The sequence below is a fragment of the Legionella nagasakiensis genome (genome assembly GCF_900639915.1).
Classification (GTDB): domain Bacteria; phylum Pseudomonadota; class Gammaproteobacteria; order Legionellales; family Legionellaceae; genus Legionella_A; species Legionella_A nagasakiensis.
In genome coordinates this window covers 1-18,682 of record NZ_CAAAID010000001.1, presented here as the reverse complement: position 1 = coordinate 18,682, position 18,682 = coordinate 1, and the positions used below count along the sequence as shown (strand labels likewise).

Genomic DNA, 18,682 nt, shown 5'->3' with positions numbered 1-18,682 from the left:
GACTACTAAATCATGCATTATGAAGAATTATCCGCAACAATGGAGCAGTTGTTACAAATAGGAAAAGGCATCTTAGCCGCCGATGAAAGCAACAGCACTATTGGCAAACGATTTGCAACCATCAATACCGACAACAATGAGGAAAATCGTCGCAATTACCGCCTACTGCTGGCAACCACAGCTGATTTAGAAAAATACGTCAATGCAGTCATTTTATTTGAAGAAACGTTCCAACATACAGACGAGCATGGGGTTCCCATTGTCGAACTATTCAGCAAAAAAGGCATCGTTCCTGGCATCAAAGTAGACAAAGGTCTCGTTGACTTGGCTAATACGGAAGGAGAAAAAATCACCCAAGGACTTGATGGTTTAAGAGAGCGACTCTTGCATTTTAAAGAGAAAGGTGCCCGATTTGCCAAATGGCGTAATGTTTATTCTATTTCCGAGTTTGCTCCCACTCTCACCGCCATTAAAGCTGGTGCTGAAGTTCTTGCCCGCTATGCAGCTTGTTGCCAATCCGTGGGGATTGTACCGATTGTAGAACCCGAAGTTTTGATGGATGGCGATCATAGCATTGAGCATTGTACCGAAGCTTCAGAACTCATATTACATGAGCTTTTTCATGCCTTATTTATTCATCAAGTAGAATTAGAAAGCATGATTTTAAAACCCAGTATGATTACTTGTGGCAAAGAAGTTAAACCATTTAGTTCTCCAGAAGAAATTACTGATTATACACTTGGTGTATTTCGTAATCATGTTCCTGCTGCCGTGCCTTCCATCAACTTTCTTTCAGGGGGGCAAACTCCTCAACAAGCAACAGAAAATTTAAATGCCCTTAACAGCTTCGGCAAACAACCTTGGCTATTAAGTTTTTCCTATGGACGTGCACTTCAGGAAGATTGTTTGCACGCGTGGGGGGGAAAACAAGAAAATATTGAACAGGCTCAAAAAGCATTACTTAAACGTGCCCGCTTAAATAGCAAGGCTTGTTTAGGAGAATATCAGCAGACGATGGAGTAATAAAATCATCAGATGGTTGGGCATAACCCAACCTCTCGATGCCCATAGATCTATAAATTAATTAGACTTGGAGCCTGATAATAAGGAAAAGCGGGCGAACAATGGTACATGATCAGACAACATTCGCCATGGCTTACCCTGCAAACACTGAACTTCACACACGTCCATTCCACGAAAATACACTCTATCAACGCAAAGAGAAGGTCTTATTGCTGGAAAAGAACGGGCATGCTGCCCCTCAACGGAAAAAAAGGCTTCTTCAATGCCTAACTCATTGGCTAATGGTCTGGATAAATGCATACGCCAATCATTAAAATCGCCGGCCATCAATAAAGGCTCATCTTCCGGGACTGCTTCGCTAATACGCAGCATTAATGTCTTGCATTGCTCTTTGCGTTCCGCTTTAAATAATCCTAAATGGACACACAACAAATGAATCTTAGTTTTCTGTGCATCATCCAAAATTAATTGACTATGCAATATTCCCCTAGAAGCCCGGTTTATTGTCGATAAATTAATATTTTCGAAACGCTCAAAAGGATATTTACTCAAAATAGCATTGCCATGGTGCCCCGACTGATAAACTGCGTTTTTAGCATAAATATAGTGCGGCCATATTTCCTCGGCGATGTATTCAAATTGTGGCGACTCAGGCCATGCCTCGATGCGCTTTTCGCGACGTCGATGTTCGCCTTGAACTTCTTGAAGAAACACAAAATCAGGGTTCAATGCAGCAATCGCTGTCCTCATTTCTGGCAACAAAAAACGTACCTTACCGAGGCCAAAACCCTTATGAATATTATATGTAATTAGCGATACTGTCTGCTTAGCATGCTGCATTAAAATCTACCTAATTCAATATTGATAAGCCATCCACTAAAAGATAGATGGCCTTATTATTCAATATTGTTTTAGCATAGGCCATTATTTTGATTTAAGTAAATAAACTTCATGCGGTTTCACCCTTGGTAAGAACTTGGCCTGCCAGCGATCTGAAAGAAATATCTTCGCATTGCTGATAATCAATAGCCACCATATCCAGTGATTTTTTTACTGGCTCGATGGGTAAACCAAGATCTTGAGCAGCACTAATCACCCCACAACTTCCTTCATCAAAGGATGAATAAGGTGTCCAGTAATCCATATTGGCTTTGACCATTACATCAAATGCCTTGCGCGTATTCCAATCAGGCTGATGCGCTAAAAGATAGAATAAACGATTATATACCCCGCTTGAATAGTGAACATCCAAACCACTATAGTATTCATCGGCTTTGTCAATTGAAGCACCATCTAAACTTGGTTTTGCCATAAAGCGTAATGCCCTATAACCACTATCTTTTTTCATAATTTCAGCCCCAATTTTCCAACTGTTCCTGCGCTTAGAGTAATACTCCGCCGCCTGTGCTGCCATATCAGAAAATGCTTCGTTCATGCCTCCGGCTTGACCGAAATAGACGAGATTGGAATGTTGTTCCGTAAAACCATGGCTAATTTCATGCGCACTAACGCCTAAAGAAACCAAAGGATACATCATGGTATCGCCATCGCCAAAGGTCATTTGCTTACCGTCCCAGAACGCATTTTCATAACCAGACCCATAATGCACACGCATCACCAATTGCATTGGTTTTCCTGCTGTAGTTAAAGGAGCAACGCCAAACCATTTTTTATACATCCGGTTAATAACCATGCCCGCGTATAATGCATCATTGGTCGGTGAATAAGCACCGTTCTCCCAATCATAACCATCCGCTTGATAGCCAGTCCAATACGTATTTGGACGAGATGGATCGCTCTGACGACAGGCAAACTGCATTGGTTTATTAACACTGCTATAAGAATGTTGCATATCCACTACTTTTACACCAGGATTCTCCATGTAACAAATCCCAACGGCCTTATCACGTTTGATAGCAAGGTAAGGAAGATTTTTGCCAAACTCGAATTTTCGAGTGCGCTCATTACCACCAAAACCCACACCTTTAGCATTGGCCATTGCAGCCGTCTTGATATCATTCCATTGAATGAAAGGAGTATGAGTCGTTGCATCTATAATAGCCGTTGGTCGTGCTGGTATTTTATCCCTGTATTGCACGAGTAAACTGACTTTATAGGCCCAAAATGCTTGATGATTGTCATTAATATACACCATTGGCATAACTTCTTCTTCGCTTGTAGGAAACTTTTGGTATTGTTCTTTAAACTGTTGTAAAACAACATTTGCATTTTGCATAAAGGTGGGCGAAGGATTTCCTAACTCAATCTCTAATCCCTTATAGATGACACCATTCATCGTAATCTTATTATTAGCACCTAAAAGATTTCTGGCAGGTTGTACGCTATGAAGAATACCATACCCCCCAAATACTGGAACTCCGGCATAATGCTGTTGCATGCGCACATGGGTGATTTGATTTTTATCAGTACGTTCTTTGACTAATTCTAATGTATTCATTGCCGCAGATAGCGGACGAGCGCCCTTCGTAAAGATGAATGAAAAATTCTGTTGCAATGTTCCTAACGAGGATTTATTCAGCACAACAGCCTGTGCTGCTATCAGAGGCAACGGCAAAACCATTGTAAGGCAAAAAGCTGCAGAGGTTAAACGAACGTGGCAGTGCATTTCTTATCTCCTTAAGCTATAAACGCCTTTCGATATCTTATATTTATCAAGCGTTCTTGTTGTTTATTTCAAACCAGCAACCTACAAAAACAACAACAGCAAGGAAAAGCATAGCACTAACCAGCAAATAAGCGAGTCTTCAGATTAAAATTGGCTTATTCACACTGTATGCGAGGCATAGAACCTATATTCTATGTGGTGACGAGGCAAATCAGGAAACGTCGCATGGCAACATCATCAAGTGTCTATAGACAAGTGAATTAAAACTTGTTCCGGTGTAACTCGCTCGCCTTTCTGGCAAAGCACGTCTTTTATCACACCAGATTGTGGTGCCTGAACTTCCGTCTCCATCTTCATTGCCTCTACCACAAGCAACACTTGGCCAGCAACCACTTTATCCCCTGGCTTTACCTGAATATTGACAATAACGCTCGGCATTGCAACCCTTATATCCCCTGGCCCCAATTCTCTTGCAGATGAAGAAACGCTATTTTCTGGTTTATCAGATGCAACATAATGAACAATAACTTCCTCTGGAACCCCGTCCACCCATAAGTAAAAAGCTTGCCTGGTTTGCTCTCTTACCCCAAAACCAGCCACTTTGACATGGTAACTCTCACCATGCAAACCAATATCAAATTCCGACAATCCTCTCTGCTTTTGCGTCTCTGGAGCAAGTATTAAGGGTTCTGGCTTTAATGCATTATGCTTGCGTTCTTCCAGAAACAATCGACCAATTTCAGGAAACATCGCATAAGATAATACATCTTCTTCACTCTCAGCCAAATCCTCTATCTCTTGACGTAAACGACCCAGCTCCTGCGACAGCAAATCAGCTGGCCTAACATCAATTGCCTCAGTTCTTCCAATAGCTTTTTTACGTAAGTTGGTACTAATTTTTCCTGGTGCTGCACCGTATTTTCCCTGACAATATAATTTGACTTCATTGGTAATCGTTTTATAGCGATCACCTGTGAGAACATTCAAGACAGCTTGCGTACCTACAATTTGTGAGGTTGGCGTTACCAGGGGTGGGTATCCCAGATCACGGCGAACCTTAGGGATTTCAGCATGCACCGCATCCATTTTATCTAAAGCCTGCTGTTCTTTTAATTGATTATACAAATTAGAAATCATTCCTCCAGGAACCTGGTATAACTGCACTCTAGGATCGATACACTGAGCTTCACTTTCAAACTGATGATATCTCTTTCTTATTTCCTGAAAATAATCCCTTATGTCCAATAATAAATTTAAATCCAGACCCGTATCCTGTGGAGTACCAGCTAATGCAGCGACCAATGACTCCGTTGCCGGATGAGAAGCGCCACCGGAAAAGGAAGAGATAGCCGTGTCAATATGTTGACAACCCGAAACAACGCCCTGATAAAGACACATACTGGCAAGACCGGATGTCGAGTGACTATGAAGATGGATAGGTAATTTCGTCGCCTCAGATAAAGCTTGATATAATTCGACGGTGGCTGTAGGGGTCAATAATCCAGCCATATCTTTAATTGCTATACTATCACACCCCATATCAGCCATTGCTTTGCCTAAATCAACAAAATTTTTCAAAGTATGTACAGGACTGATTGTATAAGAAATTGCACCTTGTGCATGCCGCTTATATTTCTTAATTGCGTTAATAGCAACTTGCAAATTACGAACGTCATTAAGCGCATCAAACACCCGGAATACATCAACACCATTTTTCACTGACAATCGTACAAATTCCTGAACAACATCATCGGCATAATGACGATATCCAAGCAAATTCTGCCCTCGCAACAACATAGACAACGGCGTATTAGGAATTGCTTTGCGCAGCTGTCGTAATCGCTGCCAAGGATCTTCTTTAAGAAAACGCAAACAAGAATCAAACGTTGCTCCTCCCCAAACCTCCATAGCCCAAAAACCGACACGATCCATTTTCTTACAAATAGGCAACATATCTTCTGTACGCAAACGGGTTGCAATTAAACATTGATGTGCATCACGTAATGTTACATCGGTAATATGGGTTGTCATGAAATTGCCTCGCTACTATCGTCACCATATCTGATGTTTTTAGGTTTATAAGTCCAGAGAACTTGAAGCTAACATGCTGACATTATGTCGATATCCTCGCACATATGGACATACTCCTGAATTTCAGGCAAAATTTCGACACTCTTGTAAGCAATTACACTTTTAATGAAAAAAATACTTGTCCTTCATGGCCCCAACCTGAATTTATTAGGTTTACGCGAACCCTCCGTTTATGGCCACACCTCATTGAATCAACTGAATGAGCAACTTCAACATCAAGCTGATAAACATGGCTTTGTATTAATGGCAAAACAAAGCAACAGTGAATCAGAACTTATTTATGCTATCCATCAAGCCCAGGAAGAACAAGCAAGCTATATTATCATTAATCCAGCCGCTTATACGCATACCAGCATTGCAATCCGTGATGCGCTTTTGGCTGTAAAAATTCCTTTTATTGAAGTGCATATCAGTAATATACATGCACGCGAATCTTTTCGCCACCACTCCTACTTTTCCGATATAGCCCAAGGAGTCATCAGTGGTTTTGGTCCTTATGGTTATTCACTGGCACTACAAGCCATAATAAATGAATCTAAGTAAAGAGAGTCCCTAGCAATGGATATACGTAAAATAAAGAAACTTATTGAATTATTGGAAGAAACCGGCATTTCTGAAATTGAAATCAAGGAAGGTGAAGAATCAGTACGCCTTAGCCGCCACAGCTATGCACCAGAAGTGCCGCAAGTCAGACCGTTCAACATGCCTACAGCTATACCTCAGCCAATGGCATCGCCAGTGACTTCTACTGCAGCGGAATCAAAATCCGCTGAGGCTACTACCTCTGGCCATAAAGTGCGCTCACCGATGGTAGGGACCATGTATACGGCACCATCCCCTGACGCAGCCCCATTTGTCACCATTGGTCAATCCGTAAAAGCCGGGGATACCCTTTGTATCATAGAAGCGATGAAAATGTTTAATGAAATCGAAGCTGACCGTGCCGGTACTATCACTGCCATCCATGTTGCCAACGGTGAACCGGTCGAATATGACCAACCTTTATTTACCATCGAATAAGGGGTTGGATTTATGTTGAGTAAAATTGTTATCGCCAATCGCGGCGAAATAGCACTTCGCATTTTGCGCGCCTGTAAAGAGCTCGGTATACAGACTGTAGCCGTGCATTCAGAAGTGGATAAAGACTTGCTGCACGTACGCCTTGCCGATGAAACCGTCTGTATTGGACCTGCTAATTCTCAAAAAAGCTATTTAAACATACCTGCTATTATTTCAGCGGCCGAAATTACCGATGCAGTGGCCATCCATCCTGGCTATGGGTTTCTTGCGGAAAACGCCGACTTTGCCGAAATTGTCGAACAAAGCGGTTTTTGTTTTATTGGTCCGCGCCCTGAAACCATTCGTTTGATGGGTGACAAAGTATCTGCAATCGATGCGATGAAAAAAGCCGGCGTTCCCTGCGTCCCAGGTTCAGATGGTCCGTTATTAGACGATGATCAGTTGAATTTATCCCTGGCCCGCAACATTGGCTATCCAGTTATTATTAAAGCAGCAGGCGGCGGTGGTGGTCGTGGTATGCGCGTTGTCCATAGTGAAGCTAATCTCTTAAATGCGATAGCTCTCACCCGCAGCGAAGCCAAAGCAGCCTTCGGCAACCCTATGGTCTATATGGAAAAATTTTTGGAAAATCCTCGTCACATTGAATTCCAAGTACTAGGTGATGGGAAAGGCAATGCTGTCCATCTGGGGGAACGTGACTGTTCAATGCAGCGACGTCACCAGAAAGTCATTGAGGAAGCACCAGCTCCTGGTATTACATCCGCCTTACGCAAAGAAATAGGCGAACGCGTTGTTAATGCATGTCGTGAATTACATTATCGTGGTGCCGGAACGTTTGAGTTTCTATTCCAAGATGACTGTTTCTATTTTATTGAAATGAATACCCGCATTCAGGTTGAACACCCCGTCACCGAGCTCATTACCGGCATTGATTTAATTAAGGAACAAATCAAAATTGCCAGTAATATGCCATTCATTCTAAAACAAGATGATATCAAATGGCATGGGCATGCCGTTGAATGCCGAATTAATGCCGAAGATTCTAAAACGTTTATGCCTTCACCCGGTACAATTCGTTTATTGCATCAACCTGGAGGCCCCGGCATTCGCTTTGATTCCCATATTTACAGCAGTTACACCGTACCTCCCAACTATGATTCCATGATAGGCAAGCTGATTAGTTATGGTGAAACTCGCAATGAGGCATTTGCTCGCATGAGAAATGCCTTAGATGAAATTATCATTGAAGGAATCAAAACCAATGTTGAACTTCATCAACGTATTTTGCATGACAAAGGTTTTATAAAAGGCGGTACAAACATTCATTATTTAGAAAAATTGTTAAAGGAATAAGCTGTGCTGCAACTGCAAATTGAATGTCGCCGTGATGAGGTGGATAGCCTTAATGAACTGCTAGAAGAAAGTGGGGCTTTATCCATTACACTGACAGATAAACAAGATGATCCTATTCTAGAGCCTGAATTAGGCACTACTCCCTTATGGCCTAACGTCATTATCCAAGCATTGTATGCTCAAGCTCATGAGGCAAATCTGGCATTAGAACAATTAATCTCCAGCAATACTCATTTATCTCCTACCATACAACCCGTACCCGAACAAGATTGGGAACGGGCTTGGATGAGTGATTTTAAACCGTTGCGTTTTGGCAAACGCTTATGGATTTGTCCATCATGGTCAACGTCTCCTGACCCAAATGCTGCCAATTTAATTCTTGATCCAGGCTTAGCCTTTGGCACAGGGACTCACCCAACAACAGCACTCTGTCTTACCTGGCTAGAACAGACCATCCTTAATCATCGCTCCGTGATTGATTACGGATGTGGTTCCGGAATTTTGGCACTGGCAGCATTGAAGCTTGGCGCCCAACACGTAAATGCCGTGGATATTGATGAACAAGCACTGCTAGCAACACGAAATAATGCTCAAAAAAATCTAATTGCCGAAGAAAGATTAACCATAGGCTTTCCTGAATCGCTTACCGCACAAGCAGATTTACTCATAGCAAATATTTTATTATCACCTCTGCTTGCATTAAAAACACGATTCCATGAATTACTTAAAAAACAAGGGATTCTTGCTGTATCGGGAATTTTGGAAGAACAAACATCTGAAGTAATCACAGGCTATCAAGACCAGTTTACCTTGCAAAACACGTTTATTCAGGATGGCTGGACCTTACTTGTGTTTAAGGCAAATTAGCAATTTGTTGACCTCCTGGCCATAGAGTTTTCCCCCCATATTGCTTTGCAATATGGGGGGAAATACGCTTAATTAATCAAGCAACCCTAAAGATTTCACTGCATCGCGCTCACTACGCAGCTCATTTAAAGTTTCATCAAAACGAGCTTGACTATAGTCATTAAAAGTCAACCCTTCGACCACACTGACTACTCCATGCTCAAGGCCAACGCGACGCACCACACCGTGCTCGCGACGGCATGGAAAAGAAAACATCAAACCTTCATCCACACCATACTGCCCTTGTGAACTACACACCATTGAAAAAGATTCGCCAGCAGGTGTATCTTTAACTAAATGATTCACACCGACGACAATGGCGTTGGCTGCTGATGCTGCAGAAGATGCGCCACGAGCTTTTATAACAGCAGCGCCTCGCTGTTGAACGGTTGGGACAAACGTTTCTTGCAACCACTGTTCATCATCAATCACCTTAGCGGCTGATATTCCATCAATCTTGGCATTATAAAAATCTGGAAATTGCGTTGAAGAATGATTCCCCCAAATCGTCATCTGGCTTACTGCGGTAATATCAACACCGGCTTTTTTTGCCAGCTGGGCACGGGCACGCAATTCGTCCAAGGTGGTCATTGCATAAAACCGATCATCCGGCACATCCTTGGCATGATGCTTGGCAATCAGACAATTGGTGTTGCAAGGATTACCAACGACAAATACATGAACATCATCACTGGCGTAATCATTGATGGCTCGCCCTTGATTAATGAAAATACCACCATTCACTTGTAATAAATCTGAACGCTCCATGCCTTGTTTGCGTGGAACCGAACCAACCAGCAATGCCCAGTTCACACCATCCATGCCTTTTTTTAAGTCAGACGTGCATACGACATGTTTCAATAAAGGAAAAGCACAATCTTCAAGCTCCATGGCAACACCTTCCAGAGCAGGCAGAGCTTGTTCTAATTCCAATAGATTCAGTTCAATATCTGTATTGGGACCAAACATTTGCCCCGATGCAATTCGAAACAACAAAGCATAGCCAATGTGTCCAGCAGCACCCGTGATTGCGACCCTCACTCTATTATTCATATTATTTCCTCTCAAAAATTCTTATTATGATTCTTCGTTGTGCCGTGATACTGCACATTTTTTGAGGTTCTTATCTTAGGACCTATCCTAACCTTTAACCTGCAATGTGCTGTCATGAGATAAAGCGCTGCAAGTCGCGCTTAATGTTCGTTTGCTCTAATTCTCATGACAACATGCTCTAAAACACTCATCCAACAGAGTATATTTTTAAACACTCACGCAAAATGCGTTATTGTTAGGCTCTTTTAACAAGCTCTTAGTAATCGAGTCGATGTTAATGGCAGCTTATGATACTATCGCTAGTCTAAACACGCCAGTCCATTTTGCAAATCTATGGTGCCTTCATCTCTATATATTCATATCCCTTGGTGCATAAGAAAATGCCCATATTGTGATTTCAATTCCCATAAAAGCCCGAAAAACTTACCTGAACACCAATACATTAGTGCATTAATCGATGATCTGAAACATGACTTGACTCATTTTCCCAGTCGAACCATTAACTCAATTTTTATCGGTGGCGGCACACCCAGCCTATTGTCAGCTAAAGCCTATGAAAAATTATTTGATGAAGTGCAAAAACTCCTTGTATTTGCAAGCAACATTGAAATTACTCTGGAAGCCAATCCTGGAACAATCGATGAACGACGCTTTCATGATTACCGCAAGTTAGGAATAAATCGTTTATCATTGGGAATACAAAGTTTTAACGCTGGACATTTACAACAGCTAGGCCGAATCCACAATGATAAACAAGCACATACTGCCATTGAACGCGCGCGTCAAGCAGGCTTTGATAACCTTAATATCGATTTAATGCACGGTTTACCTAATCAAACCCTTAAAGAAGGAATCAATGATTTACAAACCGCTCTTTCCTATCAACCGGAGCATCTCTCCTGGTACCAATTAACCATTGAGCCCAATACGGTATTTTATAATGCCCCACCCAAACTACCGACGGAAGAAATCACGTACACTCTAGAAGAAGAAGGATTAAAATTATTAAAATCAAATGGTTATGAAAGATACGAAATTTCAGCGTTTAGCCAGCCAGGAAAATCCTGTCAACATAACCTTAATTATTGGCTTTATGGGGATTATTTTGGCATTGGTGCCGGAGCCCATGGTAAGATTTCCCTGGACGATGGAACTATCTATCGAACACGTAAGCTGCGTCAACCCAACGATTTCTTATCCAACAAGAAACCTTTCTGTGCTGCCTTGGAAAAAGTAACGCCTGACGATCGTATGTTTGAATTTATGCTCAATACCACGCGTTTGCAACAATCTATCTCTTTATCACTTTTTAAAGAACGTACTGGATTAAGTCTTGATGCATTATACTCAAAACTTATGGAGGCTCATTCGCAAGGTTTCATTCAATTGCATGAAACCCATTGGCAAGTCACTCCTTTTGGACGGCGTTATACCAATGACCTGCAAGCGTTATTTTTACCCGATTAAAAAGAATAATTTTTTAAACAAATTCAATTATAGCTATACTTTAAAATGACTTCACAAATTTTTTTTTTTCTAGGATAATACTCGCAACGCAACAGAACTGCCAGTTGATATAATTTAAAATACAAGTTTTTCCCATTTCGGAAAAATGACATGGAGATAATATGGTTACAGTGCTGTTATTTCTTTTTACTACCCTTGTTGGTTATCTTGTCGGTTCTGTATGTTCCGCTGTCATCGTATGTAAATTCTTTGCTCTTCCCGACCCACGCACAGAAGGTTCACAAAATCCTGGCGCAACAAATGTGCTGCGTATAGCCGGAAAACAATATGCGATCATTGTTTTGTTTGCTGACATGCTGAAAGGATTATTACCAGTGCTGCTTGCCAAACTGCTGGGCGCCGGTGTTATTACCGTTAGCTTTACCTGTCTTGCAGCGGTTCTTGGCCATATGTACCCCATTTTTTTCAATTTTAAAGGGGGTAAAGGCGTTGCCACAGCATTAGGGGCATTTCTTGGACTGCATTTTATTCTAGGTACAATGATCATTGCCACATGGCTTACCATTGCCAATTTCAGTCGCTACTCATCGCTTGCGTCTATTATGGCCATCTCATTTGCACCTTTTTATTCTCTGTTTGCCGTTGGCAATTCAGATGCCTTTCTTCCATTAATGTTCATTGCTGTTTTTATTCTCTACAAACACCGCCGTAATATTACAAGGCTCATCGATGGTAATGAACCCCAAATCATTTTCCGGCGGCGCGCCACTGAAGAAATTAATACGGCTGAATATTCACAAAAAAATGATGAGCCTAAACCAATTGAAAATGCAGAAGTCATCATTGAACAACAACAAACACAAACCGAGAAAAAGTAGCTTAGGACGTTTCCGCTAATGGCCAACGAGCCCGAACCGTAATGTCCAAACCATTATCCTGTTTTCCATTCAATAAATGTTGACATCCAGCATAAGCCACCATAGCCCCGTTGTCGGTACAATATTCCATACGGGGAAAATAAACTTTGCCATTCATATCCATCATTAATTGCTCAAGAGAAGCACGTAAATGGCGATTAGCGCCAACGCCTCCGGCAACAACAAGCTGATGGTAGGCAGTCTGCTCAAGTACTCTGCGACATTTTATGACTAACGTTTCTACAACAGCCTCTTGAAACGCCTTTGCAATACCTGCACGCGCCTTATTGTCTTTTTGACTTTTATTCCAAGTTATTAATGCATGCGTTTTAAGACCGCTAAAACTAAAATCCAAACCAGGTCGGTCTGTCATAGGGCGTGGAAATGAAGAAAATACTGATGCCTGGTCATCCTTACTCTGATCAGCAAGTGCCGCAAGTTCTGCTCCTCCAGGATAAGGAATTCCCATTAATTTTGCTGTTTTATCAAACGCCTCACCCACTGCATCATCGAGCGTATCGCCCAATATCCGATATTCCCCTAACCTACGAGCCTCGAGTAGCTGCGTATGCCCTCCTGAGACCAAAAGGACGATAAAGGGAAAATGCAGCTCAGGCGTATCCATTTTAGCGGCCAGCAAATGAGCTTCTAGATGATGAATTGCTAATGCAGGAATCTGTAGAGCAAATGCAAAACTTTTTGCAAAACAAGCACCAGTAAGCAAGGCACCAATTAAACCAGGACCAGCGGTATAAGCCACTGCATCCAGTTGAGTTTTATTTAATTTAGCCTGATATAATGCGCCATCAACCAAAGCTACCAGATGCTTTACATGATCACGCGATGCCAATTCTGGCACGACCCCCCCAAAACCACGATGTATATTTATTTGTGAATACAGAGTATGAGCCAATAAACCTTGCTTTGAATCATAAATTGCCACACCAGTTTCATCACAAGACGATTCAATCCCCAATACCCGCATGCATCACCTATATTTTATAAAAGCAATAAAAAACCACAGGCATTATACTAGCTACTGATTTATTTAAGAACTATCTTAAATAGATTGCACTATTGATGCTATTGATTAACAAATAAACTTGACGACAGCGCTTCATACAACTAGAATTGCCAGCCTATTGTATAAATAAATTGGGGACCATTGAATGCCTACCGTTCGCGTGAAAGAAGGCGAAAATCCAGAATACGCATTACGTCGCTTTAAGCGTGCTTGTGAAAAAGCAGGAATTTTAACTGAATTGCGTCGACGAGAATTTTATGAAAAACCAACGGCTGAACGTAAACGCAAGCAAGCCGCTGCTGTAAAACGCCATTTGAAGAAAATGTCGCGGGAAGTTTCGTCTAAGTTAAGCAGTAAGCGTAAACGCAAGTAAACATGCCTATTAAAGACCAAATCAATCATGATCTCAAGGACGCTATGCGTGCCAAGGACAAAAGGCAGCTTGAAGCCTTGCGTCTGATCACGGCTGCCATAAAGCAAATAGAAGTGGATGAACGAATCCAGATTGATGATGCCAGAATGCTCGTTATTCTGGATAAATTGGCAAAACAACGAAAGGAATCAATCAGTCAGTTTGCATCAGCAGGCCGTGATGATTTAGTACAGCAGGAACAATTTGAACTTGAAATTGTGGAACGCTACTTACCTGAACCACTCACCATGACTGAGATCAATCAGCTCATTGACGATGCTTTAAAAGCGGTTGACGCTCAAAAAATGAGTGATATGGGTAAGGTTATGGCTCAATTAAAACCTAAATTACAAGGTCGTGCAGATATGGGTCAAGTGAGCGCAACGATCAAAGCCAAACTAAGTTAGCTAAAACTACTCATTCAGCTTTTTTAATTAAGCCATTGCGCTGATGTTTGATGCTGTTTCCATTAGTTTTTCCTGACTGCTATTGATTTTCTTTTCTTTGCAGGAGAAAGTCTTGTTATGAGTGGCTTAATCCCCCGTCCATTTATTGATGAATTGCTTAATCGCACAGATATTGTCGAATTAATTGATGGTTATGTCTCTCTCAAAAAGCGGGGAAATAGCCATATCGCCTGCTGTCCTTTTCATAATGAAAAAACACCATCCTTTAATGTGATATCTAAAAAACAGTTTTACCATTGCTTTGGCTGTGGTGCCAGTGGCAATGCCATCAGCTTTGTTATGAATTACCTTCAATTAGGATTTGTTGAGGCGGTAGAGACATTAGCCACACGCCTTGGCATGCAAGTACCCCGTGAAGGAGATAACACCTCAAAAAAACAGTCGCCTAATCTTCATCAATTACTGCATCACGTTGCCAATTATTATCAGCAAACACTAAAAAGCATTGGACATCCTGCTATCGAGTACTTAAAGCATAGAAAAGTTAGTGGCGAAGTAGCGCATTTATATCAACTGGGCTATGCACCCTCTGGATGGCATACGCTTGAAAAACAATTCAAATACAATAAAAAAGATTTGATAACGACAGGAATGCTTATCTTAAAAGAAGACGGTTCGACCTATGATCGCTATCGACATCGCATCACATTTCCTATTCATGACCCTCATGGCCGCATCATTGGTTTTGGAGGACGAGCCATTGATCCTGAACAAAAACCCAAATATCTCAACTCTCCTGAAACCATTCTTTTTCAGAAAAATCGTGAATTATATGGCTTATATCAAGTGATTCGTCATCAATCCAATCTGGACAGTATTCTTATTGTTGAAGGGTATATGGATGTTATTGCCTTGTCCCAGCATGGAATTTCCAATGCCGTCGCAACCCTTGGCACAGCAACAAGCGCTTATCATATCCACCTATTAAGCAAACATACTAAGCGCATTATTTTTTGTTTTGATGGAGATGATGCTGGCCGCCGAGCAGCTTGGCGCGCCGTAGAAAGCAGCCTACCTTATCTTAATGCTGGACTTGAAACTTGCTTTATCTTTTTACCCGAAGGGCATGATCCAGACAGTCTAGTGCGTCAAGAAGGAAAAATAGGCTTCCTTAAACAAATGGATAAGGCGATTCCTTTCAACCAATTTTTCTTCTCGACCATTACAAAATCTCTGGATACCACAACACTTGCCGGTAAAAGTCAACTTGTAAACGCAGCCAAATCTTACTTACTTAAAATGGGAGAAGGCCCCTACCAACAATTAATGATCGATGAATTGGCTCGGCTTACTCGTATCGAACCTCATCGCATCCATCAATTAATTGAAAATAAAAAAAATGAGGCAATACCCCATGCCAAGGTCAATATTACCCGCTCGCCAATACGTGTTGCCATTGCCCTACTTGTACAGCACCCGGAGATATACCACAATTGTGCTGACCAGCTGCATTCGATTATTCTTGATGGACCAAAGCAAGAAATGTTACAAGCAATGATTCATCGAGTCGCTCAAAATCCAGGCATAAGCACTGCGGCATTAGTGGAATCGTGGCGTGAAACACCCGTATTTGATGCTCTAAATAAATTAGCGGCTTGGGATCATCTAGTTCCTGAAAAAGCTCAAGCAAAAGAATTTATGGATATTGTGCTCTTTTTAGCAAAACAAAATCAGGAAAAAAAAATCCAGAAATTACTGGAAAAAGCCCGCAATCAGAGCTTAACTGAAACTGATCGTCTACAATTACAAGAAATGTTAAAACAACGACACAAAGATATGCATAATGAAAACATAAATTTGGAATAACTGGTATGTTTATCCAAGGCAGTTTATAATTAAACCAATTTTTTAGCTTTTAATTCTGTAAAATATGTCCAATATTATGAATGATCAAGAACAACAACGCTCACAGATTACAAAAGTCATCAGCTTGGGAAAGGATCAAAATTACCTAACCTATGCTCAAATTAACGATTTATTACCTAACATCGTCGATACTGAACATTTCGATGTCATCATCAGCATGCTCGAAGGTATGAACATTAAGGTATTCGAGCAACCTCCCAGCGAAGATGAACTAGCACTCCTAGGAACGACGGAAGAAGCGCCAGAAGATGTTGAGGAAGCGGCGGCAGTCCTCGCCTCGGTAGACAAAGAAACTGGCCGTACTACAGATCCGGTCCGCATGTATATGCGTGAAATGGGAACAGTCGAATTATTGACACGCGAAGGAGAAATTCGCATCGCCAAGCGAATAGAAGAAGGCATTTATCAAGTCTTAAAATCGCTAGCCCACTACCCTGAAACCGTTGAGTTGGTGTTGGAAGACTATCAACGGGTTCTTGCAGAAGAAGTCCGCTTAAGTGAAATTATTAGTGGTTTTTCTGATGCAGATGAAGAAGCACCACCTTCTAATATTGGTTCCATGCTGGATGAAAATCAACAAGAAGACGCTGAGCCTGATACCAGCCTGATAGAAGATGAGAGCGATGACGGTGATGATGGCAATATTTCGGATGACGATGAAGGACCAAGTCTTGAGCAGGCCAAGATTTATTTTGATGAATTACAGCATAATTTTGAAAATGCGATGACATCATTGAAAAAACATGGTCGCACTTCAAAACAAACCATTGAATTATTAGAGGTTATGTCGGACTCATTTTTAAAACTAAAATTAACTTCACGCGAAGTTGACAAGTTAACCCGGCATTTTCGTGTACTTCGTAATAACATCCGCGAATTTGAGCGCAATGTCATGCGCATTTGCATTGAAAAAGCTCGTATTCCAAGAAAATTATTTATTGACACATTTCCAGGACAAGAAACCGACGTTCAATGGTTAGAACGATTAACGACCAAACACGAGAAAAAGCTTGATTTGCAACGCCTTGAAGAATATTCCGAAGAAATCAAGAAAATACAATTAAGATTGGCCGATTTTGAAAAAGAGTTTGGCTTAACCATCAGTGAAATCAAAGACATTAATCGTAAAATGTCTATAGGTGAAGCCAAGGCACGACGCGCCAAAAAAGAAATGGTTGAAGCAAATTTACGTTTGGTTATTTCCATCGCCAAAAAATACACCAACCGTGGCCTGCAATTCCTTGACTTAATTCAAGAGGGAAATATCGGCTTGATGAAAGCGGTAGACAAGTTTGAATACCGACGAGGCTATAAATTCTCGACTTATGCAACCTGGTGGATTCGTCAGGCGATTACCCGCTCAATTGCGGATCAAGCACGCACCATTCGTATTCCGGTGCATATGATAGAGACAATCAATAAATTAAATCGCATTTCCCGGCAAATTCTGCAGGAAACAGGCCGTGAAGCCACCCCTGAAGAGTTGGCAGAAAAAATGGATCTCAATGAAGATAAAATCCGCAAGGTGCTAAAAATTGCCAAAGAGCCCATTTCGATGGAAACCCCAGTTGGCGATGATGAAGATTCTCATCTTGGTGATTTCATTGAAGACAATAACATTGAATCCCCGATTGACTGCGCGACTTCAGAAGGTCTGCGTGAAGCCACGCTTGAGATCCTGGAAACACTCACACCTCGTGAAGCCAAAGTATTACGCATGCGCTTCGGTATTGAAATGAATACCGATCACACTCTGGAAGAGGTTGGCAAACAATTTGACGTTACCCGTGAGCGAATTCGTCAAATTGAAGCCAAGGCACTGCGTAAACTACGCCATCCTTCACGTTCAGAAAAATTACGCAGCTTCCTTGAAGGTGATGAATCCTGATAAATAATCCAATCCATAAGTGAATAGACTGCTCTGACTAAGAGCATCCTATTCACGCAAAAAAGTAACAAAAATATGGAGTTCTATTATAATAGCGATTACAATACCTCCTTCACGGGCCCATAGCTCAGTTGGTTAGAGCAGCGGACTCATAATCCGTTGGTCCTAGGTTCAAGTCCTAGTGGGCCCACCAATAAAATCAAGTAGTTACGGTAGTTTTCAAAAAAATAGAAAATCTCATGTAGACACAATGTAGACGGATTTTATGAAACTATATGGCTCATCCCCAAATCCGGGGGCACTAATCAAGAACACAAAACCTTAACCCTTAACCTATATTTTGGGCTCTTTCCCATTTAAGGGGGCAGCTATTAATCACCCGCAGAGCACCTTAACACGCACTCTATAATTTTCAAAATTTCTAAACCCATAAGCTCTTCGCTGAATGAGTTTCATTTTGCGATGAAACCCTTCTGTGATTCCATTTGATTTACTAAACCGCCACATTCTGGCGACTTCATCTTTCCAAGCTCCCAGTGTCTTACCCAGTGAAGCTAAGGCTTTAAAAG

At 41.5% G+C, this 18,682-nt stretch carries 17 protein-coding genes and 1 tRNA gene; 12 read left to right on the top strand and 6 right to left on the bottom strand.

Features of this window, described 5'->3' with window-relative positions:
* Nucleotides 1-12 precede the first annotated feature (12 nt).
* Nucleotides 13-1,023, top strand: coding sequence for a class I fructose-bisphosphate aldolase (locus E1O52_RS00090; protein ID WP_133126719.1), 1,011 nt, complete (start codon nt 13-15; stop codon nt 1,021-1,023).
* Nucleotides 1,024-1,080: 57 nt separating this feature from the next.
* On the opposite strand, the gene E1O52_RS00085 is transcribed toward E1O52_RS00090, so the two are convergent.
* The 3 genes from E1O52_RS00085 to oadA all read right to left on the bottom strand — a co-directional run bounded on the left by E1O52_RS00085 (nt 1,081) and on the right by oadA (nt 5,680).
* Complete coding sequence (locus tag E1O52_RS00085; protein ID WP_133126718.1) at nt 1,081-1,863, bottom strand: endonuclease/exonuclease/phosphatase family protein; 783 nt, start codon at nt 1,861-1,863, stop codon at nt 1,081-1,083.
* 109 nt (nt 1,864-1,972) lie between these two features.
* Entirely contained in the window at nt 1,973-3,649 is a 1,677-nt protein-coding gene (proA, locus tag E1O52_RS00080; protein ID WP_133126717.1) for a zinc metalloprotease ProA, read from the bottom strand.
* Nucleotides 3,650-3,886: 237 nt separating this feature from the next.
* Nucleotides 3,887-5,680: a sodium-extruding oxaloacetate decarboxylase subunit alpha gene (oadA, locus tag E1O52_RS00075; protein ID WP_133126716.1), complete on the bottom strand. Its 1,794-nt coding sequence runs from the start codon at nt 5,678-5,680 to the stop codon at nt 3,887-3,889.
* A 165-nt stretch (nt 5,681-5,845) separates the two neighbouring features.
* On the opposite strand from oadA, the gene aroQ reads away from it, so the two are divergent.
* Genes aroQ through prmA form a run of 4 tightly spaced genes read left to right on the top strand, consistent with a single transcriptional unit; the run spans nt 5,846 to nt 8,980 of the window.
* Nucleotides 5,846-6,283, top strand: a complete 438-nt coding sequence (aroQ, locus tag E1O52_RS00070) for a type II 3-dehydroquinate dehydratase (protein WP_133126715.1) — start codon at nt 5,846-5,848, stop codon at nt 6,281-6,283.
* A 15-nt stretch (nt 6,284-6,298) separates the two neighbouring features.
* The gene (accB, locus tag E1O52_RS00065; RefSeq protein WP_133126714.1) at nt 6,299-6,760 is read left to right on the top strand and encodes an acetyl-CoA carboxylase biotin carboxyl carrier protein; all 462 of its coding nucleotides are present in this window, start codon (nt 6,299-6,301) and stop codon (nt 6,758-6,760) included.
* Nucleotides 6,761-6,772: 12 nt separating this feature from the next.
* On the top strand, nt 6,773-8,113 hold the full coding sequence (gene accC / locus E1O52_RS00060) for an acetyl-CoA carboxylase biotin carboxylase subunit (RefSeq protein ID WP_133126713.1): 1,341 nt from the start codon (nt 6,773-6,775) through the stop codon (nt 8,111-8,113).
* Nucleotides 8,114-8,116: 3 nt separating this feature from the next.
* Nucleotides 8,117-8,980: a 50S ribosomal protein L11 methyltransferase gene (prmA, locus tag E1O52_RS00055; RefSeq protein WP_133126712.1), complete on the top strand. Its 864-nt coding sequence runs from the start codon at nt 8,117-8,119 to the stop codon at nt 8,978-8,980.
* Between the two features lie 72 nt (nt 8,981-9,052).
* Here the strand turns inward: prmA and E1O52_RS00050 are convergent, their stop codons facing one another.
* Complete coding sequence (locus E1O52_RS00050; RefSeq protein WP_133126711.1) at nt 9,053-10,072, bottom strand: malate dehydrogenase; 1,020 nt, start codon at nt 10,070-10,072, stop codon at nt 9,053-9,055.
* A gap of 333 nt (nt 10,073-10,405) precedes the next feature.
* Here E1O52_RS00050 and hemW point away from each other — a divergent pair, with 333 nt between their 5' ends.
* Both hemW and plsY read left to right on the top strand, forming a co-directional pair.
* Entirely contained in the window at nt 10,406-11,539 is a 1,134-nt protein-coding gene (gene hemW / locus E1O52_RS00045; RefSeq protein ID WP_133126710.1) for a radical SAM family heme chaperone HemW, read from the top strand.
* 161 nt (nt 11,540-11,700) lie between these two features.
* The gene (gene plsY / locus E1O52_RS00040) at nt 11,701-12,417 is read left to right on the top strand and encodes a glycerol-3-phosphate 1-O-acyltransferase PlsY (RefSeq protein WP_133126709.1); all 717 of its coding nucleotides are present in this window, start codon (nt 11,701-11,703) and stop codon (nt 12,415-12,417) included.
* A gap of 1 nt (nt 12,418) precedes the next feature.
* Here the strand turns inward: plsY and tsaD are convergent, their stop codons facing one another.
* Nucleotides 12,419-13,441 (bottom strand): tRNA (adenosine(37)-N6)-threonylcarbamoyltransferase complex transferase subunit TsaD, encoded by a 1,023-nt coding sequence (gene tsaD / locus E1O52_RS00035; protein ID WP_133126708.1) that lies wholly within the window; start codon nt 13,439-13,441, stop codon nt 12,419-12,421.
* Nucleotides 13,442-13,625: 184 nt separating this feature from the next.
* Between tsaD and rpsU the strand changes: the two genes are divergently transcribed.
* The 5 genes from rpsU (at nt 13,626) to E1O52_RS00010 (ending at nt 18,306) form a co-directional block, all read left to right on the top strand.
* A complete protein-coding gene (gene rpsU / locus E1O52_RS00030) occupies nt 13,626-13,853 on the top strand; it encodes a 30S ribosomal protein S21 (RefSeq protein ID WP_133126707.1) in 228 nt (75 codons plus the stop codon).
* A gap of 2 nt (nt 13,854-13,855) precedes the next feature.
* Complete coding sequence (locus E1O52_RS00025; RefSeq protein ID WP_133126706.1) at nt 13,856-14,299, top strand: GatB/YqeY domain-containing protein; 444 nt, start codon at nt 13,856-13,858, stop codon at nt 14,297-14,299.
* Between the two features lie 117 nt (nt 14,300-14,416).
* Complete coding sequence (gene dnaG, locus E1O52_RS00020; RefSeq protein WP_133126705.1) at nt 14,417-16,165, top strand: DNA primase; 1,749 nt, start codon at nt 14,417-14,419, stop codon at nt 16,163-16,165.
* 76 nt (nt 16,166-16,241) lie between these two features.
* Nucleotides 16,242-18,113, top strand: coding sequence for an RNA polymerase sigma factor RpoD (gene rpoD / locus E1O52_RS00015; RefSeq protein WP_165474656.1), 1,872 nt, complete (start codon nt 16,242-16,244; stop codon nt 18,111-18,113).
* Nucleotides 18,114-18,229: 116 nt separating this feature from the next.
* Nucleotides 18,230-18,306: transfer RNA gene (locus tag E1O52_RS00010), tRNA-Ile, on the top strand.
* Nucleotides 18,307-18,488: 182 nt separating this feature from the next.
* Here the strand turns inward: E1O52_RS00010 and E1O52_RS00005 are convergent.
* Nucleotides 18,489-18,682 (bottom strand): transposase (locus E1O52_RS00005; RefSeq protein ID WP_165474655.1); only part of this gene is annotated, 194 nt, incomplete at its 5' end.